This window comes from Acidithiobacillus sp. (genome assembly GCF_023229925.1).
GTDB lineage: Bacteria > Pseudomonadota > Gammaproteobacteria > Acidithiobacillales > Acidithiobacillaceae > Acidithiobacillus.
The window spans coordinates 748,898-769,078 of sequence record NZ_JALNYM010000001.1 but is presented as its reverse complement, the minus strand read 5'-3'; the positions used below and the strand labels follow the sequence as shown (position 1 = coordinate 769,078).

Below are 20,181 nucleotides of genomic sequence, written 5' to 3'. Positions count from 1 at the left end.
TTGCTATTTTCCGGAAGACGCAGCGATAATGCGGCCCGGGAATATATAGGTCAAATTGGAAATTTATAACTAACCTATAGGATATAGCGATATATGGATACCGAGCTTTTGCTGACTTTTCTAACGGTAGCCCGGTCCGGGGGCATCAGCGCGGCGGCCAGGGTGCTGCACCGCAGTCAGCCGACGGTGACGGAACGTTTACAGAAACTCACCCAGCAAGTGGGGGAACCGCTCACCATGCGCAGCGGCCGCGGTATTCGCCTCACGCCGGCCGGGGAGGCATTGCTCTCCACCGCGCAGCGGATGCGCGATGTGGTCGACGAATTTGACGACATCGTGTTGCGTCGGCAGCGCCTGCAAAACGGTGTGCTGCGCATCGCCGCGACCAATACGGTGGCCAATTATTTTCTGCCGCAACGTCTGGTGGCCTTTCAGCGGGAGTTCCCCGATGTGGAACTTCAACTGCGCGGTGGCATCATCGACTGGTCAGACATCTCGTTGTCCGATTGGGATTTGTTCTTTCTGGAAGGCGGGCTGGATCTGGAAGGGTTGCCTTCCTACTATACGGTAACGCCATGGTTACACGATGAAATCATGACGATTTTCCCGGAGGGACACGCGCTGCTGGCGCAAGACGACATCACCCTGGAAAGCCTCATGTCCTACCCCATGATCTGGCGGGAACGCGCCTCGGGCATTCGCCGCTCTGTGGAGCGGGTGTTTCATGACGCACACTTGACACCCAAACAATCCATCGAAGTGACTGGCGTCGAGGCGGTAGGTGCCGCCGTAGACGCCGGGCTGGGCATCGGGTTTGTGACTGCCGCAGCCTTGCGCTACCGAAAAGACTGGCGCGTCCACGTACGCCGCTTACCGTCGCCGCACGGCATTCAATGGACACTGTATATGGCCAGACCACAGCCCATTTACCAGTCCCATACCATCCAGGCATTTTTGCAGTTTCTAGATGCGGATGCAGTGCATGCTTCAGACACCGCAGCCGCATCGCCGTGTTAAGCGTCTTGCGCTTCCGCCGACGCCGTTACGGGGATCATGGACTCCGCCGCGTCAATCACCCCACGCTCGGCCTCCAGTACATCCCCCTTGGCACGTTCCCGCTCCACCAGGCTGATGATCCGGGCCACCTGCGTGGGTTTTACCGCAAGGTACTCGGCTATCGCCTTGATGTCCTCCTTCAGTTGCGCCTGTATGGAGTTGATGCCCTCCCGGCGATTGATGATGTCTTCTATGGCCTCGCGGGCCTTGTGATCCAGTTCCAAAGTAACTCCCTGATTTGCCGTGTGTGATCGGCCCTAAAGCCATTTTTGTCCGGCGCAGTTTATCACGGCCGCACGGTAAAAGGCTCCGTGGCGGGTTGGTCTTGTGCGGTGCGCTGGAAGGTGGCCGTTTGCTGAGTCTGCTGAAGTACCACAGACTCCATAGAGGACGTCGGGCCGGGCTGATAACCTTTGTCCTGATGTCCCAGCCAGAGGCCAATCAGCGTGCCAAAGACCAAAATGCCCGCCGTCTTGGGCCAGAACTGCGATGCAGAATGATGAGGTGCCATGTGATGCCTCCTTCGGTGGGTACTGTATAAAAGTACAGTACACGCTGAAGGGGCTCATGGCAAGTGCGATGGTGGTCGGCGTTACCATGGGGTGAACCGCATTGAAATCCACCCCATGCCATATCACCAGCGACGCCGCCGGACAGAGGTTATCAGGGGAGTGGGAAAACCCTGTCCCAGCAATTCCTGCACCGTGCGAATGTCCTGACCCGATTCCAGCAGGCGACGCACTTCTTCCGGCGTCAGCACTGCCGGCAAACGCTGTGGCCGTTTGGCGCGCACAATTTCATCCAGCCAGGGCAAATCCACGCCACCTCCGCAGCCCCCATCTCCCGGGGATGCCGTTTGCTATGAAACAGCACGAACCGCTTGACCCAATAGGCATAAGCCTGCTCGGTACGCAGGCTGTAATGACGCAGTCGCAGCGCTTCCCGTACTAGCTCCAGCAACCGTGGTTGGCGAATCGGGGTGTTTGTAGTGCCCGTTGTAGCCATGTACGCTCCCTCATGTTAGCCTGCATTTACGCATGTTACACAGCACTATGGTGCAGTATAATTTACGTTAGCGGATGCCCGCGTGGAGTTAGCGTGTTTTCCGAAAAGGGGTACAATATCCGACATGAACAATATCTCTATTGCCGACATTCTTGAGCTTCCGGTACAGGAGCGCATTCGTCTCGTTGAGCTTATCTGGGACAGTGTTGCCGCAGTACCTGAAGCCGTGGAAATTTCGCCCGCGCTTAAAGCTGAACTAGAAGCGCGTTTGGCAGAATTTGAGGCAAATCCGGAAGCAGGTTATTCATGGGATCAAGTGAAATCACGCCTTAAAGATGGCTCATGGCGTATCGCCTGAAATTCTCTAAGCGAGCTTTGCGTGAAACTGGCGAAGCTCAAGAGTGGTACGAATTACAGAGTCCTGGCCTCGGTGAAGAATTTATTGCCGCATTGGAGTTACAGCTAAAACGGCTAGAGCAAGCACCTCTGCTTTATGCTGAGGTAATTTCCAGTGTTCGCCGAGCACTCCTTCCACGGTTCCCTTACGGATTGTTTTATGTGGTGCGGGGTGATCTCGTACATGTTTTGGCTGTGTTACATGATGCTCGCAATCCGAGTCGTTGGCCAAAAAGCCGCTAACCTTACGGTCAAGCGGGACGGGCCAGAAGCGGCCTCCGCCCCTTAAGCGCCACGTTAGACTCTACTAAAATCATACTGCAAGATCGGAGAATCAATGGAATTGCCGAAGTTTGATGAAACCTTCCTTCCAATATTGGAAGTGCTTAAAGATAGTGAAATCATCAAAGGCAGAGATCTTTTTCGGCTTGTAGTGGATCGGTTTTATTCGAACCTGCCCCAGGATCTGCTGGGGCAGACAACCAAGAGTGGGGATCGTTTAATTGAAAATCGTATTGCTTGGGGAAAGTCCTATCTTAAGAAAGGCGGGTTTGTTCACTATCCACAACGAGGCTATGTTCAGATCACCGAGAAAGGGAAATCTGCCAAGCCAGAAAATGTATCACTCAATGACATTCAATCAAACGTCATTACTTTTTATGAGCCTGAAATCAAGTCTGTACCAGAAACAATAATCGTAGCGAACGCAAGCCCACAGGATTTGATTGATTCTGGTTTTGAGCAGATCGAGCGGGAAGTAAAAGATGAACTTCTTTCAATGCTTAAAGAGGTTGATCCGTATGCGTTTGAAAAGATAATTTTGATGTTGCTTAAAAAAATGGGATATGGCGACTTCATAGAAACAGCCAAGTCAGGCGATGGTGGGATCGATGGCATTATTAACGAAGATCAGCTTGGGCTTGAGAGGATATATATTCAAGCCAAGCGTTATAGCGAAAATAAAGTCCGTGAAACTGATATACGCAACTTTATCGGCGCTATGAGTGGCGATACCCACAAGGGCATCTTTGTGACTACGTCTACTTTTGATGAAAAGGCAAAAGTAAAAGCCAGAGATGCACACCATAAAATAATCTTACTGGACGGTTCTAAGCTTGTTGACCTGATGCATAAGTTCAATGTTGGTGTGCAGACTAAAAGCCATTACGAGGTAAAGGTTCTCGATAATGACTTTTTTGACTCTGAGAAAATATAGCCTAATCAATCGGTCAAGAGGGGCGCTCCACCGGCAGCCCGGCCCCTCGCCCCTTACCTCAAACATTAGGCTTCTTGCCGCACCAAATGACGATATATCCAAAGAGAGAATCAACAACATGCCATACGTAAACATCCAGATCACCAGAGGCGTCACAAGAGAGCAGAAGGCTCAACTAGTTAAGGATGTAACAGCTTCACTTGTGCGCGTACTCGGGAAAACGGCGGAGCACACCCATATCATTATTCAGGAAATAAATGAGGAAGACTGGGGGTTCTCTGGCCTACTGACGGATGAATGGAAGGAGCTAAAGTAACAGCCCTTCTCGTACCTATGAAGCCCAACCCTACATTCGAGCGGGACAGGCCAGAAGCGGCCTGCCCCTCAATTTGAACGTGTGTGCCGGGCATGGCACGTAACTACCCAGGTGGAAGTCCTGGGGCCAGGTTTTCGCGGAGCCGAAGGCTAGGAGAACGGCAAGGGCGTTGTCGCGAGGCGGGGTCTGGAGGAAGCCCAATCCGAAGCTGCGGGGCGATGAACAAAAACCGGATATGAGGCGTGATGCATCCGGGGCGAGCGGGCACGTGACCGCGAAGCCCTCCATCTGCGAATGGGGTGCATTTTGTAAATCCGGCGCTCATGCGGCAAAAGTGACGTGTCTTACGCTGGGAGATCTCCATGAACTGCGCTCGCCGCAAGGCTGGCGCCGAATGTTGGGCGACTGGCATTGTACCTCAATTGCGTCGTGTTCGCGTATTTGCTAACATCTGTTCATGTTCTTCGAGATCGAGTACTTCCACGAGCGCGTCCTCCACGAGATTGAGTCGTGGCCCGTAGATGTCCTCGCCGACTACGCGCGTTTGGTCGAACTGCTGGCCGAATATGGGCCGAGTCTCAGGCTGCCGCACTCGAGGGCTTTCGGTGATGGCTTGTTTGAGCTTCGGCCTCGCGGTCGTTCCGGCATCGGTAGAGCGTTCTATTGCTTTCTCGTTGGCAAACGGGCCGTCGTCCTCCACGCCTTCATCAAGAAGGCGCAGGAGACGCCTGATCGAGAACTTAAGTTGGCGCGCAAGCGCCTGAAGGAGGTTTCAAATGGCTGAACTGAAATTCAAACCCGTCCGTCATTCCCACAAGGAATTCCTTGCCAAGGCGGCAACCCGCAAGGGGTTCGTCGAAGCCTATGACGCCCTTGCCCTTGAGTACCAAGTTGCCAGCCAAATGCTCAAGGCACGATCCCGTGCGGGCCTGACGCAAGACGCCGTCGCGGAACGGATGGGAACAACCAAGAGTGCAGTTTCGAGGCTCGAGTCGGCCGGAAAGCATGCGCCCTCGCTCGCAACTCTCAAGCGGTATGCCCAGGCCGTGGGGTGCGAGCTTCAAGTGAAGCTTGTGCCGCAGAAGACCGCTTGACGCCCAACCCATCGGTCAATCGGACCGCCCGCAAGCTGCGCCTGCAGGTTCCCTCCGCTACTACGCGGGTCCGGCGACCGGTTACATCATTCGTGTGCGCCGGGTATGGCGCGTTACTTCATAAGTGGAAGTCCTACGGCCAGGTTTTCGCAGAGCCGAAGGCTAGGGAAACGGCAAATATTCGACTTATTTCTGCTCGTCGATCACGAACCGAGGAGGCTGCACTATATGAAAGCTAAAACGTTCGATAAACAGTTTGATGAGGGGGTTGACATTACTGCTGCTCTGGAGTTATCCAAGGCGAAACGCGTGTTGCAGGAGCAAAAGCGCGTTAATGTCGATTTTCCTACGTGGATGATTGAATCATTAGATCGAGAAGCAGGAAAGCTCGGCATTACCCGGCAATCCATTATTAAGGTGTGGCTCGCTGAACGCCTTGAAGAGTCTGCTTCTAACACTACGTTCCAGCGAACGCGCCGCGATGCGGCGCTCCGCTGAACTCCACGCTGGGGCCTACGGAGATGCCACGCTACATCGGAAGCTGCCACTGCGGTGCCGTGCGCTTCGAGATCGAAACGGTCATTGATCGTGTGACCGAATGCAACTGCTCGATCTGCCGCGGCAGGAAGTTAATCCATTGGTGTGTAGGGTGAGCATCGCTGCCCATAATAATGAGCTAGAATTAAATCTTTCCCAAGCCGAAGCAGCCGATAAAATGAATCCCTTACTGGGTCGAACGCGGGCTATCCAATAAGGTAAACGAGTCCCGCATAATTGAGGAGCGATATCATGGCACTGATTAAATGGGAACCGCTGCGTGACATCGACGACATGTTTGATCGCTACATCAGGGCGATGGGTTGGCCTTCAAACCGGGGTCAGGAGCTCATCACAACGGGTGATTGGTCTCCCCGCGTTGACATCAGCGAGACGGACAACGAGTTCGTGATCAAGGCAGAAATACCCGAGGTCAAGAAAGAAGATGTCAAAGTCAGCGTGGACAATGGGGTACTTACCATCCAGGGAGAAAGGAAGCAGGAGAAGGAAGAAAAGGGGAAAAAGTTCCATCGAGTCGAGCGATACTACGGAAGCTTTGTCCGTAGTTTTACGCTGCCTGACAATGTCGATGAAACCAAGATCAAAGCCACGTTTAAGGATGGCATGCTGAATCTCCAGGTGCCCAAAAGTACTGAAACGAAGCATAAGGCCATTGAAGTGAAAGTGGAGTAAGGGCGTAACCGGTTTTACTGCGCTAATTCTTTGAGTGCGTAGAGCAGATCCAGGGCCTGCCTGGGGCTGAGTTGATCCGGTTCCATCTGACTTAATCGATGCACCGCCGGATGCGGAGCGGCCTGGAAGAGGGACAACTGGGCGGGCGCTGCATTGCGGGTTGGCTGCTGGGCGGTTTCTTCCAGTTGACTGAGCCGCTGGCGGGCACGTTGCACGACCGGGTCAGGAATTCCGGCCAGCTTGGCCACCGCCAGTCCGTAGCTCTGCGCTGCCGGGCCACCCTCCACCCGATGCAGGAATACGACCTGATCCCCTTGTGTCAAAGCGTCAAGATGGGCGTTACGCAGGCCGGGAAGAGCCATCTCCGTCAATTCAAAATAGTGGGTGGCGAAGAGCGTGCAGGCGCCCCGTTCCACCAGTGCTTCGGCCGTGGCCCAGGCGATGGAGAGGCCATCGTAAGTGGCGGTGCCCCGCCCGATTTCATCCAGGATCACTAAGCTATGTGCCGTAGCGAGATGGAGGATGCGCGCTGTTTCGCTCATTTCCACCATGAAGGTGGAGCGACCGCCGGCCAGATCGTCGGCAGCGCCGATGCGGGTGAAAATCTGGTCGATGGGGCCAATGATGGCTTCGCGGGCAGGCACCCAGCTGCCGATGTGGGCGAGCAGGACGATGAGGGCTGTTTGCCGCATGTAGGTGGATTTGCCGCCCATATTGGGACCGGTGATCAGCAGCATCCGCTGTTCTTTATCAAAATCGAGATCGTTGGGCACGAAATTACTGCCGATCTGGGCTTCTACGACGGGATGGCGGCCGTCGCGGACGTGTAAAACCGGTTCGGTGACGAAATGCGGGGCACACCAGTGCAGGGTGATGGCGCGTTCGGCCAGCGTGCTGAGACCGTCCAGTTCGGCGACGGCGGTCATGGCGTCCTGCAGGGCCGCCACTTCGGGGGCGGCCACTTCCAGGACTTGCGTGAAGAGCAGGCGCTCCCGGCTCAGGGCCAGGCTCTCTGCCGAGAGGGCCTGATCTTCAATGACTTTCAGGGCATCGTTGATGTAGCGTTCTGCGTTCTTGGTGGTCTGGCGGCGGCGATAGTCGTCGGGAATGGGGCCTTGGTAGCTACGGCTGATTTCGATGTAAAAGCCATGCACCCGGTTGAACTGGATTTTGAGTTGGGCGATGCCGGTGCGCTGGCGTTCCTGCTGCTCCAGATCACGCAGCACTTCCTGCAAATTCTGGCTGAGTTGTTGCAGGCGGTCTAGCTCGGCATCGTAGCCTGCACGAATGTAGCCGCCATCTCGTTGGGTCATGGGCGGGGCATCCACTAAGGACTCTTCCAGCAGCGTGCGGAGGGCGGTAAAGAGCGCTATGCGCTCCTGATAAGGAGTGAGCGCAGGATGCCCCGTTTCTTCGAGGGTGGCGCGCAGCGTGGGCAGTGCCTGCAAGGTACCGCGGAGTTGGGCGAGATCACGGGGGCTCGCACTATTCAGAGCAACGCGGGTGAGAATGCGTTCCGCGTCCGCGATACCGTGCAAGGCCTTCTGAAGGGTGCCTGGCCCGCTGCCTTGGGTGAGCGCTGCGACGACTTCCTGACGGGCCGCAAGCACGGGGCCCTGGCGTAGCGGTCGTAGAAGCCAGCGACGGAGCAAGCGGGCGCCCATAGCCGTCTGGGTTTTTTGCAACAAGGTGAGCAAAGTAGGGCCATTCCCTTGCAGGCTTTCCACTACTTCCAATGCCCGCAAGGCGGTCGCGTCCAGATAGAGCTCTTCTTCAGTGCGCTCTGGATGAATTCGCTGGACTTGGGTCAGACTGCTGCGTAGTTGGGTCTCGGCATAATTCAGGAGTGCGCCGGCGGCGCGTAAGGCGAGGGGCCAGTCATTGCACCCGAAACTCGCCAGCCGTTCACCAAAATAGCGTTCAAGTACTGCCTCGGTGCGCCGCGTTTGAAAGCCGGTTTTCTCCAGGAGTTGCAATTTTTGCGGGTCGATTCCGACTGGAAGCGATGTATCTTCCGGGGCGATGATTTCTGCGACGGGACGCCGTGCTATGGTATCTGCGATGGCGGTGTCGGCTACCTCACGCACCATGAGGCGTCCTCCGGCGGCATCCAGCCAGGCCAGGCCACAACGCGGGCCGTCCGGACAGAGGGCCAGAAGTAGAGGCTCCTGGCCGGCATCCAGTAAGGCACCGTCAATGATGGTACCGGGGGTGATGACCCGCACGATGGCGCGCTCCACGGGACCTTTGGCGGTGGCCGGATCGCCAATCTGCTCACCGATGGCCACCCGTTCGCCCAGACGCACCAGTTTCGCGAGATAGCCATCTACGCTCTGGACGGGTACCCCCGCCATAGGAATGGCCTGTCCTGCGCTCTGTCCGCGGCTGGTGAGGGTGATGCCGAGGAGGCGGGCGGCTTTTTCGGCATCGGCAAAGAAGAGCTCGTAGAAATCCCCCATGCGATAGAAAAGCAGCGCATCCGGGCATTGTTCCTTTAGCCCGAAATACTGCCGCATCATGGGGCTGTGGTTTTGCAGAGAGGTGGAATTACTCATGGATTATAAAACGGGAAAAGGCGATGTCTGATATCCCCGGTGGTGACATAGCAAATACTGCGTGCCATGCTTTCAAAAAAAGCGTCCTTCTTGTCGATGCAGGAAGGACGCGGTGATCAATTGCGATTGCCCCCGAAGATTTCGAGCAACGCCATGAAGAGGTTGATGATATCCAGATAGAGGCCGACCACCAGCAGGACGGGCTCTTGAATGCCGCCGCGGATCATGCGCTGGGTGTCAAAAAGGATCAGGCCACTGAAGACCAGTACCAGCACGCCAGCAATGGCCAGTTGCAACGCGGGGATATGGAACAGGAACATATTCAGCAAAGAGACCACGATGGCCAGCACCAGACCGGTGATCAGGAAGCCGCCGATGTTGCTGAAATCCCGTCGGGTGGTCAGGGCATACGCGGACAGTCCAACGAACATGGCTGCAGTAGTACCCAGGGCCTCGGCAATGATCGAGGCGCCACCGGGCATCCGCAGATACATCTCAATGGCCGGGCCCATCATCATGCCCATGCCACCGGCAAACAGGAAAACCAGGGGAACCGCAAAGGGACTGCGGTGGGCACCAGTGTACTGCACCGCGAAGAGCAGAGCGAAGGAGCCGATCATCAGGATGAAGGGATGCTGGTAGGCGAATACCGAGTGCATGCCATACACCGAGGCAATGGCAGACACCACGAGCGTGGCCGCAAGCAGCGCATAGGTTTTTCCCATGAGTGCGCCGATAGATGTGCCTCTGCTGGCTCCCGCCGGATTCATGCTGTCCGGAAATTGGTACGGGTTCTGATTCTGGTCCTGATTCATGTTTGACTCCTGTGAATGAACACGCTGATAGCATAACGTAAATTACGTTTTTTTGCTCCTCTTCTGTGAATGGGGCTGCCGGATGAAAAAAGCAATGTTTGGATAAAGTCGTCGGACAAACAATGAGATGTCGTGTATTCTGTAAAGTTCCATCGGACATGGGCGCTTGCCCATTGCGAAGCAGGCATTTACCCTGCATCTTTTCGCCAGATCCGGGATGAGGTTTTGCATGCGCGCATTGATTTTTGATACCGAAACGACGGGCCGTGTGGAGCCTGATCTGATTGAGGCGGCCTGGCTAGCGGTGAGCGATCTGAAGACGCTGGAAGTAGAGGAACAGTTCGTGCAGCGTTACCGGCCAGCCAAACCCATTGAGATGGGAGCGATGGCGGTACACCATATTCTTGAGGAAGATCTGCTGGAAAGTCCGCCCGCCAGCAGCTTTCAGTTACCCGAAGACACAGGGTATCTCGTCGGTCACAGCATAGATTATGACTGGGGTGTCATCGGCAAGCCCGATGTCAAACGCATCTGCACTTATGCCATGACCCGCAAGCTCTGGCCCGAGGTGGATAGCCATTCCCAGTCGGCATTGATGTATCACTTCAGCAAGGATAAGCACAAGACCCGGGATAACCTAAAAAATGCCCACTCGGCACTGGCTGACGTGAAATTTTGCCGGATTCTTCTGAATAAGGTTATTCTCTCGGTGCGGCCCAATTCCTGGGAAGATTTATGGGAGTTCAGCGAGCGCGCACGGATTCCCGAAACGATGCCTTTCGGCAAACACAAGGGCGTGAAGATTGTCGATCTGCCCGATGATTACCGACGCTGGGCGCTGAATAATCTCACCGATATGGACTTTTATCTGCGCAAGGCGCTAGAGGCCTGAGCTTCGGCAACGGCGTTTAATAGCAAAGCGCCGGTTTCTGCGGCGTTGTGGCCCGCAGCGATGAGTCCGTCTTCGTGACCGGCCATCCGGATGAGCAGGGGGAACCGCTCCTGTCTGGCAAGATGAAATACGGCCAGGGCCATGGCGGGAGTGCCATATTCCGCATCGAGCGGTGTGGCCGGTAACCCCGAGGCCGCGGTCTGATGCCAGAGCAGCGGATCGTGAATGTGGAAGACCCAGCGAATTTCCGGATGGGCGTCATAGCAGGCCGCATGACTGAGGGCTTCAGAGGAGGGCGGCTGTGGTCCCTTGGCCCAGATCTGGTTGTGGACGATATCCCAGCGGGTCACCTGACAGAAATGGTCAGGTGATAAAGTGGCCAAGTGGCCGGTCTGGGTGGCGGTGATCAAAAAACCGCCGTCGCAACGACAACTCACGTTACCAAAACCGATGCCGTCGTAGCGGGCGGGATCCGCACCGATCAGGCCGTGGGCATGTAGTACGTCGCGCCAATGACCGAGCAGGCCCCGGTCTGGGCACTCGATGACGGGACTGGCCTGCCAGTCCAGGTGAAATTTGCTGACGCCTTCCTGAGCCATGTTTATCCTTTGACGAAAATACGTTGCAACAGACGATACCAGCCAGGTGCGGATTCCCGTACCTGTGCTGTTGGAGCCGGTGAACTGCGGGGTGGTAAGGGGACGTCTGGCAAATAAATATCGACCAGGGTCGCGCCCCAACTGCTGCGGTCATTGGCCAGACGGAAATTGCGGACCATGGGCTCGCGGCGGAGTAGCGCATGAACGGTCTCGCGCAGCACGCCTTTGCCTTTGCCATGGATGATACGAATTTCCGTGAGTCGGGCAGCGCGGCAGGCCCGGAGATATTCGTGCAGCAGGTCGGGTACCTCCTGCGGACGGAAGGCGTGCAGGTCGAGCACGCCGTCGAGGGGTGCTCGTCCAGGGGATTGCGTTTCGGTGTCCGAGCTTTCCATAGGGCTGCGCTTGCACCCCCTCAACTTACCGCATCGGCTGTGGGGCGCCAGTGCATCCAGAGGGCCAGAGCTACTAAAATAGCCGGCAGGGTCATAGCCAGCACCGGCCTAATCATCAGCAGGAATGCGAAGACCACGGCGCCTCCGAGATAAGCGAGCAGGGCGGCCATCTGTTGGCGCAGGGCAAAGGGCAGGGGGCGGTGTTTGTGAATGCTTTGAATGAAAACCAGCACGATACTGGTCAGGGTGTTGGTGAAAACCACAGAAGGGACCCCGGCGACATTGATTAGTCGTGCCGCCACGCTCTGCATCCCCATGCTCGTGGCGGAGAAAAGGATCAATGCATAGAGCGGGATACCATCCGGCGGAAAACCCCACCGCAACCAGCAGAGCGCATAAAGCACGAGGAATACGACTTCCAGACCTAGTATCCAGCGCAGCTCGAAGGGGCGTTCTTTCCAGAGCGCGGCGATGGCCACGCCGCTGATGAAACCGAGAAGAGCGGCGAGGGAATGGGTGGCCGAGAGCAGGTGGCCTTGGCCGACAGCGATGCCAAAGAGCGCGAGGTTGCCGGTCATCGCCGAGGTAAACACCATATTCAGTTTGAGGAACGCGACGATGTCTGCCGCGCCAGAAGTGGCCGAAAGCAGGTGCATGGAACGGTCCGGTTTGCCCAGTCGCTGGGGTGGTGGGTTGGTGGCCATCAGAGCAAGACTCGCTCAATACCTCCCCGGCGAGCGGCGTCGACAAAACCCTGCTGCCACCGTGCGCCGAGGATTTTACGTGCCAGTTCGACGACAATGTAATCGGTGTCGAGACCCGTATCTTCGCGGTAACGCTCCAGACCCTGCTGGCAGGCGGGACAACTGGTGAGCAGTTTGACGTTGCCATTCTCCGCACGCGGGCTGCCGGTGAGCTGCAGGATGCCTTCCTTGAGTATCTCTTCCTTACGAAAGCGGAGCTGGGTGGCAATATCCGGACGGCTACTGGCCAGGGTCCCTGCTTCTCCACAGCAGCGGGCAGAGTCCAGTACCTGTTGCCCGAGCAGTTGTGACGCCACGGCCTGGGGCTTGTGGGTTTTCATGGGGCTGTGGCAGGGGTCGTGATAGAGATACTGCACGCCCTCTACGCCTTCCAGAGCGACGCCCTTTTCCATCAGGTACTCGTGGATATCCAGCAGACGGCAGCCCGGAAAGATCTGCTGGAACTGGTATTGCAGCAGTTGATCCATGCAGGTGCCGCAGGACAGGATCACGGTCTTGATATCCAGGTAGTTCAGCGTGTTCGCTACGCGATGAAAGAGCACCTGATTGCGCACGGAGATTTCCTGCCCCTTGTCTTCCTGACCCCCCGCCGTTTGTGGATAGCCGCAGCAGAGGTAGCCGGGTGGCAATACGGTTTGCGCGCCAACATGATGCAGCATGGCCAGTGTCGCCAGGCCAATCTGGCTGAAGAGCCGCTCACTGCCGCAACCGGGGAAATAGAACACCGCGTCACTCTCGTCGGTGACTTTGGCGCTGTCGCGGATGATGGGGACGGTCTTGTCATCGACAATGGCGAGAAGCTGACGCATGGTCTGCACGCCCATGTCCGTAGGCAGCGGTTTGCGCAGGAAGTGGATGACCTCGGCGCGTAGCGGGGTCTTGCCGGTGGTGGCCGGTGGTGGCCCCTTGGGCAGCAGCGGCTTGATGATTTTATGGGCGAGGGCCTGCGCATTGTAGGCGCTTTGCAGCACACCCCGCCGCAAAAGGTGGACTTTGCCGGGCTCTGTGGCATTGAGATAGCCCATGGCCAAGCGCGTGCCGAGATTAAAGGACTTTTCACCCCGCGCCCGGAGTATGTTACGCATGTGAATGGAGACCTTGCCGAAGTCGATATTCACCGGGCAGGGCGTCTCACATTTGTGGCAGGTAGTGCAATGGTCGGCCACATCGTTAAGGGCGGCAAAATGTTGCTGCGAGACGCCGCGACGCGTCTGCTCCTCGTAGAGAAATGCCTCGATGAGCAGACCGGTGGCAAGGATCTTGTCGCGCGGTGAGTAGAGCAGATTGGCGCGGGGGATATGGGTCATGCAGACCGGCTTGCATTTGCCGCAGCGCAGACAGTCCTTGATCTCACGATTGAGGGCACCCAGCTCGCTGGCCTCCAGCAACAGCGCTTCCTGTTCCACCAGTTGTAAAGAGGGCGTATAGGCAGTTTCCAGGCCGGAGCCCGCCAGCAGCTTGCCCGGATTGAAGAGGCTGTCCGGGTCCACTTTGGCCTTATAAGCCGCGAAAGCGGCAATTTTTTCCGGTTCCAGCCAGCGCATCTTGGTGATGCCGATGCCGTGCTCGCCTGAGATGACGCCGCCCAGTTTCTGGGCGATGGCCATAATCCGGTCCACCACCCGGTCGGCCTCGTGGAGCATGGCGTAGTCACTGGAGAGCACCGGGATGTTGGTGTGGATGTTGCCATCGCCGGCGTGCATGTGCAGGGCGACAAAAAGGCGGGCACGGCGTACTTCTGCATGGATCTCACGGATACGCGACCGCACGGCGGCAAATGCATCGCCAGCGAACAGCGCCTCCAATGGCTTGCCGACACGCTCCCGGTAACTGACGCGCAGGGCGCCGCGCAGCAGGAGGCGGGCCAGGGTATCATCGGGATGCACGGCGGACAGCATATGCGCGTCCAGCAGTTCTGGATGCGCCATGGCCAGCGTATCCAGCTTCTCCAGCAGAGATTGCCAACGCTGACGCGTATCGCCAATCAACGCCCTGGCGGCGGATTTTTTGGCGTCGACGATGGCCTGATCTTCACTGCTTTCTTCATAATCCTTGGCTTTGCGGATTTCTGCGAGATCACCGGAGACATATTCCTCCAGTGCGCTGAGGCTGGCCAGCTTGCTGCTGATGGACTGCTCGATATTGATACGCTCGACCGCGCGGCTATACTCCGCCAGCCTCTCCAGAGGAATGACCACATCTTCATTGATTTTGAAAGCGTTGGTATGGGCGGAAATGGCGGCGGTGCGGCTGCGGTCGGCCCAGAATCGGCGTCTTGACTCGGGGGTAGTGGCGACAAAGCCTTCACCGCCGCGGGCGTTGGCAATACGTACTACCGCCGCTGCCGCTGCACCCGCTGCATCGGGGTCATCGCTGGCGATATCCGCGAGCAGCAGCATCTTCGGGCGTTCGTGACGAGGGGCCTTGTTACTGTACTTGATGGCCTTGAGATAGCGCTCGTCCAGGTGCTCCAGACCGGTGAGCAGGACATGCTCCAACCCCTCCACGTAGGATTTTACTTCGACGATGGCTGGTACCGCGGCATCCAGATCGGCACCATAAAACTCCAGGCAAATCGTGCGCACATGGGCCGGCATCTGATGGAGCAGGAAGCGTCCAGAGGTGATAATACCGTCGCAGCCTTCTTTCTGGATGCCTGGCAAACCGCCGAGAAACTTATCGGTAACATCCTTTCCCAACCCGGCCTTGCGGAAGCTGGCACCGGGCAGGGTGAGCAGTTCCGACTCCCCGAGTGTCGTATGCCCGTCGGCGGCAAAGCGATTCAGGCGAAAACGGACCACCGGCTGATCGTGAATCTTGCCGAGATTGTGGTCCAGGCGTTCCACTTCCAACCAATTCCCATCAGGGGTTACCATGCGCCAGGAAAGCAGGTTGTCGAGGGCCGTACCCCAGAGCACAGCCTTTTTGCCCCCCGCATTCATGGCAATATTGCCGCCGATAGTGGAGGCGTCCATGGATGTGGGATCGACGGCAAAGACGAGGCCTGCCGCATCGGCCGCATCGGCCACGACCTTGGTGACCACACCCGCACCCGCAAAGATACTGGGGACACTGGTGCTCAGGCCCGGCGGCGTGACCATTTCGATCACCGACATTCGTTCCAGCTTTTCGGTATTGATGACCGCGCAGTGGCGGCGTAGCGGAATGGCACCGCCGGTATAGCCGGTGCCCCCCCCGCGCGGGATGATGGAAAGCCCAATTTCGCGGCAGGCGGCGACCATGCGCTGCACTTCGGGCTCGTCGGCGGGATAAAGGACGACAAACGGTAATTCCACACGCCAGTCGGAGGCGTCAGTGACATGCGCGACGCGGGCATAGGCGCTGAAGTCGATATTATCTCTTGCGGTGATTTTGAGCAGGCGACGCTCCGCTTTCTTGCGCAGGGCCAGATCTGCATCAAATTGTTGCGTAAAGCTGCGCACCGCGACGCGAGCGCTCTCCAGCAGACGGATCACCAACGGATTGCCCTCAGCGCGCTCCGTAATATCGTTCAAACGATGCGCCAGGGCGTCCCAGAGGGCCTGGCGGCGATGTCGATCCCGCGCCAAATCATCCTGGATGTAAGGATTGCGCTGCACCACCCAGAGATCACCCAACACTTCAAAGAGCATCCGTGCCGAGCGTCCGGTGACCCGCTGTTCGCGTAGGTCTTCCAGTATTCGCCAGGCATTCATCCCGATCAGGCGGCACACGATCTCGGCGTCTGAAAACGAGGTATAGTTGTAAGGAATTTCGCGCAGGCGAGTGTTCATAAGGGAACTATAACATTGTCGATGAGCCGGGTCTGCCCCAGCCGTGCAGCCGCGAACCAGCGCGCATCAGGCTGCGGAACGTCAAGTGCCTGCAAAGTCTGGGCATCGCACAACTCCAGATAGTCCGGCAAAAAACCGGCCTGCTCCAGCCTTTCCCAGCCTTCTGTCGTGAGGCTTGCGATATTCGCTGCGCTGGTGCTGCGTCGGGCGAGATCGAACAGCGTTTGCGCGAGCAGCGGAGCAACCTGCCGTTCCGCCGGGTTCAAATAGGTGTTGCGCGAGCTGTAGGCGAGCCCGTCTGCCTCTCTCTGTAAGGGGCCCGGCAAGACCTGCACGTTGAGATTCAGATCGGCCACCATCTGCTGAACGATGCGCAGTTGCTGATAGTCCTTTTCGCCGAGCAGGAGGATTTCTGGCGCGACCATGTGCAATAGTTTGCTGAGTACGGTACAGACCCCGGCAAAATGGCCAGGACGACTGGCGCCGCACAGTACCTTGCTCAGGCTGCGTGGTGGCATAACGATGCTGATATCCTGGCGTCCCCGCGGATACATCAGTCCGTCATCCGGGGCAAATACAGTCTGGCAACCAGCGTCGTGCAGACGCTGCAGGTCCCGGTCGAGGGTGCGCGGGTAGTTTGCAAAGTCTTCCCGGGGCCCGAATTGCAAGGGATTGACGTAGATGCTGACCAACACCTGTTCGGCGCGGGTGGCGGCGAGTTTCACCAGCGCGAGATGCCCATCGTGCAGGTTGCCCATGGTGGGCACCAGGGCCAGAGGGCCACGCAGACTTTGGCGCCACTGACGCACGCTGGCGATATCTTTGAAGATCGCCATTTCAGCGCTTGTGACGCGGCGGGAATTGAGCGTTGCCCACGTCCTGCACATATTCGGCGAGGGCATCCCGCATGATCTGGCCGCCTTCTATATAGCGCCGTGCAAAGGGTGGGCTTTCCGCACCAAGCCCCAGTAGGTCGTGCACCACCAGCACCTGGGCGTCCGTATCCGGTCCGGCACCGATGCCGATCGTGGGTATGGTGATAGCGCGGGAAATGTTCGCCGCCAGCGCGTCGGGGACCGCTTCCAAAACGACGAAACGGGCACCCGCTTCCGCCAGTGTCCCGGCATCAGCCTGCAAGCGATGCGCACTGTCCGCGTCGGTACCCTGCCGCTGAAAACTGCCCCACTGCCGCACCCGCTGGGGAGTCAGGCCGATATGGGCGCAGATATTGACGCCCCGCTGCGCGCAGAAGGCCACCGTAGGCGCCATCTCCGCACCGCCTTCCAGTTTGATGACATCGGCACCGGCGCGCAGAAGGGTGGTCGCCGCATCCCAGGCCTGCTCCGGACCCTTTTCGTAGGTCCCGAAGGGCAGATCAGCAAATACCAGGCAGTCACCGGCGCCCCGCGCCACCATCCGGGTGTGATAGGCCATCTGCTCCAGCGTAACGCTGAGGGTGTCGTCAGCGCCGGTGACCACCATGCCGAGAGAATCGCCCACCAGTATGCCATGCATCCCCGCCTCCGCCGCGAAACGAGCAAAAGGATAGTCATAGGCCGTTACCACGGCGCGTTTTATGCCGTTTTTTTTGTCTTGCACCCAATGGGCAATTTTCTTATGCATCTCGCTCCTCAGTATCTTTCAGCCGATATCTGACGGCGTCAATCAGTTGCTCAGTGTGCCGCGGATCGTGGACAAAATCCACTTGCGCCGTGTCGATATCCAGGCAGGGAAAGGAATAGCCCGTTTTCCATACACGATAAGCCATCTGCACCCGCTCCAGGTAATCCGCTGTCAGCGCCTGCTCATAGGCATCCCCACGGGTCTGGATGCGCTCCAGCAGGATCGGTAGTGGCGCATCCAGAAATATCATTAAGTCTGACGGTGCAGGGTGATAGTCCAGAGCCTCCCGCAAGGTCTGGAAAAGACGAAGTTCTTCTGTATTCAGGGTAAGGGGAGTAAATATTTCGTCCTTGCGGGCACTGTGGTCGCTGATGATCCAGGGGCCGTCTCCCAGATGCTGCCACTGTGCCCGGCGTTGCATTAAAAACTGCAACTCTGCCGCCAGCGCTGCATCCGGTTCCTGGTAGAAGCGGAAAAGAAAGGGATTTTGGGCTGGCGCTTCGAGAATGATCTGTCCACCCAGGGCATGGGCCAGTTGCCGCGCCAGACTGGTTTTGCCGGCGCCCATTGGACCTTCGATACTGATGATGCGGGGATTGGTCATGCCTGGGCGGAACGGGTGTTGCGCGCGGACGTTTCCTGGATGTTGCCAGAAATACGGGTGATGGATTGCCCCGCCACGGCGGGCAGGTGGTCGGCGATGCGCCCACAGCCGGGAATGACCAATTCCGGATCAAACTCGGCAAGGGGGACGAGCACGAAAGCCCGCTCGTGCAGACGGGGATGGGGCAGGGTGAGTTCCGGGTCGGTGGAATGGGTGGTCCCGTAACTCAGCAGATCGAGGTCCAGCACCCGCGGACCCCAGTAAATTTCCTCGGCGCGACGGCGTCCCGCCGCTGCCTCCAGCATTTGCAGATGGCTGAGGAGGGCGCGGGGTTGCAATGCCGTTTGCAGGCGGGCGACCGCATTGATGAACGCAGGCTGGGGGACACCACCCACGGGTGCTGTCCGGTAGAGATGGGACTGCCACAGGAGGGCGCTTTCCGGTACGGCGGCCAAGGCCCCCAGCGCCCGCCGCACCTGTGCCTCGGGCAGGTCCAGGTTGCTGCCAATACTGATCCAGGCCATCACGGTTGGATGGCAGGCAGGATGCCTTGTCTGATAAGCCATTGTCGGGCGGTTTCCTTGTCTTTAATCGCGCCATCCAGGCGGGCATCGTGCAGACGATGCAGTACCTTACCAAGCTGTGGGCCGGCCGCCAAGCCCATGGCCTGCAGTTCCTTGCCATTAAGCGGTGACGTCAGACCACGCTGCTTCAGCAAGTAGTAGCGGCCACTTTCGGCGGTGGCATCGGTTTCCGGGTATTCTGCGCGTAGCGCGAGCACCCCTGGCAGAGACAGCGATTCCCATAATCGCGCTACTGCACTGGGGCGACTGGCCTTCGCCAAGGCCGCAGGCATTTCTGACAGTCGGTGCAGATCGTTCAGAATATGACGCCCATCAGCCAGTGGCCAATAGTGTAAGCGTTTCTCCGCCTCCGCCCAAGGGACATCCCGCCAAAGTATGGTCAACAAGACGGCGGCGCCGAAGAGTTTCTCGCCAGAGAAGTGGCCGTGAAACCACTGGATTTCCTGTTGACCACGCCGTATCCGGGCAAGGAGAACCTCCAGATCTAGCGGTGTCGGGCGCAGTAGTGTCCACAACTGCCAGGCACCCAGTTTCTCCAAAGCCGCAGGGAGGTCGGCGAGCTCGAGCAGATACTTCAGTTCACGCCATAAACGCGCGGCGCTGAGTCGGGCGAAAATATCCTGGGCCAGTGCCTCCTCCAGTAGTCCGCGGGTGTCGGTTTCCAATTGGAGTTGAAAACGCGCGGCGAAACGAAGTCCGCGCAGAATGCGGGTGGGGTCATCCAGAAAAGAAAGGGGGTGGAGCACGCGCAGCAGGCTGTGTTGCAGGTCTTCACGGCCTCCATAGGGATCCAGAAAGTCGCCAAAGTGTTCCGGATCCAGGGAGATGGCCATGGCGTTGATGGTGAAATCGCGGCGGATCAAGTCCGCCTGAATGTCTCCAGGTTGCACTTCCGGCAGCGCGGCGGGCGCTGGATAATGTTCTATCCGGCAACGCGCTAGATCCAGTAGGAATCCGTCTGGGTACTGGAGGATGGCGGTGCCGAATTGCGGATGATAGGTGCATTGCACGCCAGGCAGTTCCGCGGAACAGGCCCCGGCGACTGCGCGGACATCACCCTCAATGGCCAGGTCTACGTCTGGTGTGGGGTGATTTTGCAGGAGGTCACGGACAGAGCCGCCCACAAGATAAGCCGGTGTGCCAAGCTTTGCAGCGATCCTGCCGATGGCGTGCAGGCGTTGTAGCAGCGCGTCTCCCCACCGCTCTTGCAGCATCCGGTGAATCTCTGCGGCGGGTAGGTGGCCTGCCTTTGGCATGGTGCTGT

General features: G+C 57.9%; 25 protein-coding genes. 10 read left to right on the top strand and 15 right to left on the bottom strand.

Annotated elements, in window-relative coordinates:
• Positions 1 to 93 precede the first annotated feature (93 nt).
• Entirely contained in the window at positions 94 to 1,017 is a 924-nt protein-coding gene (locus tag M0P56_RS03940; protein ID WP_291508745.1) for a LysR family transcriptional regulator, read from the top strand.
• Here the strand turns inward: M0P56_RS03940 and M0P56_RS03935 are convergent.
• The 4 genes from M0P56_RS03935 to M0P56_RS03920 form a co-directional block, all read right to left on the bottom strand.
• Positions 1,014 to 1,280 carry a hypothetical protein gene (locus tag M0P56_RS03935; protein ID WP_291508744.1) on the bottom strand — a complete coding sequence of 89 codons (267 nt, stop codon included), beginning with the start codon at positions 1,278 to 1,280 and terminating at the stop codon, positions 1,014 to 1,016. The two genes, M0P56_RS03940 and M0P56_RS03935, sit on opposite strands and share 4 nt — an antisense overlap.
• 62 nt (positions 1,281 to 1,342) lie before the next feature.
• Positions 1,343 to 1,567 (bottom strand): hypothetical protein, encoded by a 225-nt coding sequence (locus M0P56_RS03930; protein ID WP_291508743.1) that lies wholly within the window; start codon positions 1,565 to 1,567, stop codon positions 1,343 to 1,345.
• A gap of 123 nt (positions 1,568 to 1,690) precedes the next feature.
• Positions 1,691 to 1,876 carry a hypothetical protein gene (locus tag M0P56_RS03925; protein ID WP_291509258.1) on the bottom strand — a complete coding sequence of 62 codons (186 nt, stop codon included), beginning with the start codon at positions 1,874 to 1,876 and terminating at the stop codon, positions 1,691 to 1,693.
• Positions 1,810 to 2,061, bottom strand: coding sequence for a phage integrase N-terminal SAM-like domain-containing protein (locus M0P56_RS03920; RefSeq protein WP_291508742.1), 252 nt, complete (start codon positions 2,059 to 2,061; stop codon positions 1,810 to 1,812). Before M0P56_RS03920 ends, M0P56_RS03925 begins: the two co-directional genes overlap by 67 nt.
• Before the next feature lie 124 nt (positions 2,062 to 2,185).
• Here M0P56_RS03920 and M0P56_RS03915 point away from each other — a divergent pair, with 124 nt between their 5' ends.
• The 8 genes from M0P56_RS03915 (at position 2,186) to M0P56_RS03880 (ending at position 6,313) form a co-directional block, all read left to right on the top strand.
• On the top strand, positions 2,186 to 2,419 hold the full coding sequence (locus M0P56_RS03915; protein ID WP_291508741.1) for an addiction module protein: 234 nt from the start codon (positions 2,186 to 2,188) through the stop codon (positions 2,417 to 2,419).
• Positions 2,404 to 2,700, top strand: coding sequence for a type II toxin-antitoxin system RelE/ParE family toxin (locus tag M0P56_RS03910; protein WP_291508740.1), 297 nt, complete (start codon positions 2,404 to 2,406; stop codon positions 2,698 to 2,700). Before M0P56_RS03915 ends, M0P56_RS03910 begins: the two co-directional genes overlap by 16 nt.
• A gap of 94 nt (positions 2,701 to 2,794) precedes the next feature.
• Positions 2,795 to 3,673 (top strand): restriction endonuclease, encoded by an 879-nt coding sequence (locus tag M0P56_RS03905; protein WP_291508739.1) that lies wholly within the window; start codon positions 2,795 to 2,797, stop codon positions 3,671 to 3,673.
• The gene (locus tag M0P56_RS03900) at positions 3,645 to 3,989 is read left to right on the top strand and encodes a 4-oxalocrotonate tautomerase family protein (RefSeq protein ID WP_291508738.1); all 345 of its coding nucleotides are present in this window, start codon (positions 3,645 to 3,647) and stop codon (positions 3,987 to 3,989) included. The genes M0P56_RS03905 and M0P56_RS03900 overlap by 29 nt, the downstream gene beginning before the upstream one ends.
• Positions 3,990 to 4,446: 457 nt before the next feature.
• Positions 4,447 to 4,773, top strand: coding sequence for a type II toxin-antitoxin system RelE/ParE family toxin (locus tag M0P56_RS03895; RefSeq protein WP_291508737.1), 327 nt, complete (start codon positions 4,447 to 4,449; stop codon positions 4,771 to 4,773).
• Positions 4,766 to 5,083, top strand: coding sequence for a helix-turn-helix transcriptional regulator (locus M0P56_RS03890; RefSeq protein ID WP_291508736.1), 318 nt, complete (start codon positions 4,766 to 4,768; stop codon positions 5,081 to 5,083). The genes M0P56_RS03895 and M0P56_RS03890 overlap by 8 nt, the downstream gene beginning before the upstream one ends.
• 228 nt (positions 5,084 to 5,311) lie before the next feature.
• Positions 5,312 to 5,581, top strand: a complete 270-nt coding sequence (locus tag M0P56_RS03885; protein ID WP_291508735.1) for a CopG family transcriptional regulator — start codon at positions 5,312 to 5,314, stop codon at positions 5,579 to 5,581.
• A gap of 291 nt (positions 5,582 to 5,872) precedes the next feature.
• The gene (locus M0P56_RS03880; protein ID WP_291508734.1) at positions 5,873 to 6,313 is read left to right on the top strand and encodes an Hsp20/alpha crystallin family protein; all 441 of its coding nucleotides are present in this window, start codon (positions 5,873 to 5,875) and stop codon (positions 6,311 to 6,313) included.
• A gap of 14 nt (positions 6,314 to 6,327) precedes the next feature.
• Here M0P56_RS03880 and mutS read toward each other — a convergent pair whose 3' ends face one another.
• Complete coding sequence (gene mutS / locus M0P56_RS03875) at positions 6,328 to 8,868, bottom strand: DNA mismatch repair protein MutS (RefSeq protein ID WP_291508733.1); 2,541 nt, start codon at positions 8,866 to 8,868, stop codon at positions 6,328 to 6,330.
• 116 nt (positions 8,869 to 8,984) lie between these two features.
• Positions 8,985 to 9,683 carry a Bax inhibitor-1 family protein gene (locus M0P56_RS03870; protein ID WP_291508732.1) on the bottom strand — a complete coding sequence of 233 codons (699 nt, stop codon included), beginning with the start codon at positions 9,681 to 9,683 and terminating at the stop codon, positions 8,985 to 8,987.
• A gap of 229 nt (positions 9,684 to 9,912) precedes the next feature.
• Here M0P56_RS03870 and M0P56_RS03865 point away from each other — a divergent pair, with 229 nt between their 5' ends.
• Positions 9,913 to 10,575, top strand: coding sequence for a DUF3820 family protein (locus M0P56_RS03865; protein WP_291508731.1), 663 nt, complete (start codon positions 9,913 to 9,915; stop codon positions 10,573 to 10,575).
• On the opposite strand, the gene M0P56_RS03860 is transcribed toward M0P56_RS03865, so the two are convergent.
• The 9 genes from M0P56_RS03860 to M0P56_RS03820 are packed head-to-tail and all read right to left on the bottom strand — an operon-like array spanning position 10,548 to position 20,173.
• Complete coding sequence (locus M0P56_RS03860; RefSeq protein WP_291508730.1) at positions 10,548 to 11,174, bottom strand: class II aldolase/adducin family protein; 627 nt, start codon at positions 11,172 to 11,174, stop codon at positions 10,548 to 10,550. The genes M0P56_RS03865 and M0P56_RS03860 overlap by 28 nt on opposite strands.
• Before the next feature lie 2 nt (positions 11,175 to 11,176).
• A complete protein-coding gene (locus M0P56_RS03855; protein ID WP_291508729.1) occupies positions 11,177 to 11,569 on the bottom strand; it encodes a Smr/MutS family protein in 393 nt (130 codons plus the stop codon).
• A gap of 20 nt (positions 11,570 to 11,589) precedes the next feature.
• Complete coding sequence (locus M0P56_RS03850) at positions 11,590 to 12,273, bottom strand: YoaK family protein (RefSeq protein ID WP_291508728.1); 684 nt, start codon at positions 12,271 to 12,273, stop codon at positions 11,590 to 11,592.
• On the bottom strand, positions 12,273 to 16,106 hold the full coding sequence (locus M0P56_RS03845; protein ID WP_291508727.1) for a DUF3683 domain-containing protein: 3,834 nt from the start codon (positions 16,104 to 16,106) through the stop codon (positions 12,273 to 12,275). The genes M0P56_RS03850 and M0P56_RS03845 overlap by 1 nt, the downstream gene beginning before the upstream one ends.
• Positions 16,103 to 16,942 carry a pantoate--beta-alanine ligase gene (gene panC / locus M0P56_RS03840; protein ID WP_291508726.1) on the bottom strand — a complete coding sequence of 280 codons (840 nt, stop codon included), beginning with the start codon at positions 16,940 to 16,942 and terminating at the stop codon, positions 16,103 to 16,105. The genes M0P56_RS03845 and panC overlap by 4 nt, the downstream gene beginning before the upstream one ends.
• 1 nt (position 16,943) lies before the next feature.
• Positions 16,944 to 17,729 carry a 3-methyl-2-oxobutanoate hydroxymethyltransferase gene (gene panB / locus M0P56_RS03835; RefSeq protein ID WP_291508725.1) on the bottom strand — a complete coding sequence of 262 codons (786 nt, stop codon included), beginning with the start codon at positions 17,727 to 17,729 and terminating at the stop codon, positions 16,944 to 16,946.
• Positions 17,722 to 18,333: a deoxynucleoside kinase gene (locus tag M0P56_RS03830; protein ID WP_291508724.1), complete on the bottom strand. Its 612-nt coding sequence runs from the start codon at positions 18,331 to 18,333 to the stop codon at positions 17,722 to 17,724. The genes panB and M0P56_RS03830 overlap by 8 nt, the downstream gene beginning before the upstream one ends.
• On the bottom strand, positions 18,330 to 18,899 hold the full coding sequence (gene folK, locus M0P56_RS03825; RefSeq protein WP_291508723.1) for a 2-amino-4-hydroxy-6-hydroxymethyldihydropteridine diphosphokinase: 570 nt from the start codon (positions 18,897 to 18,899) through the stop codon (positions 18,330 to 18,332). Before folK ends, M0P56_RS03830 begins: the two co-directional genes overlap by 4 nt.
• A complete protein-coding gene (locus tag M0P56_RS03820; RefSeq protein ID WP_291508722.1) occupies positions 18,857 to 20,173 on the bottom strand; it encodes a CCA tRNA nucleotidyltransferase in 1,317 nt (438 codons plus the stop codon). Before M0P56_RS03820 ends, folK begins: the two co-directional genes overlap by 43 nt.
• Positions 20,174 to 20,181: the final 8 nt, after the last annotated feature.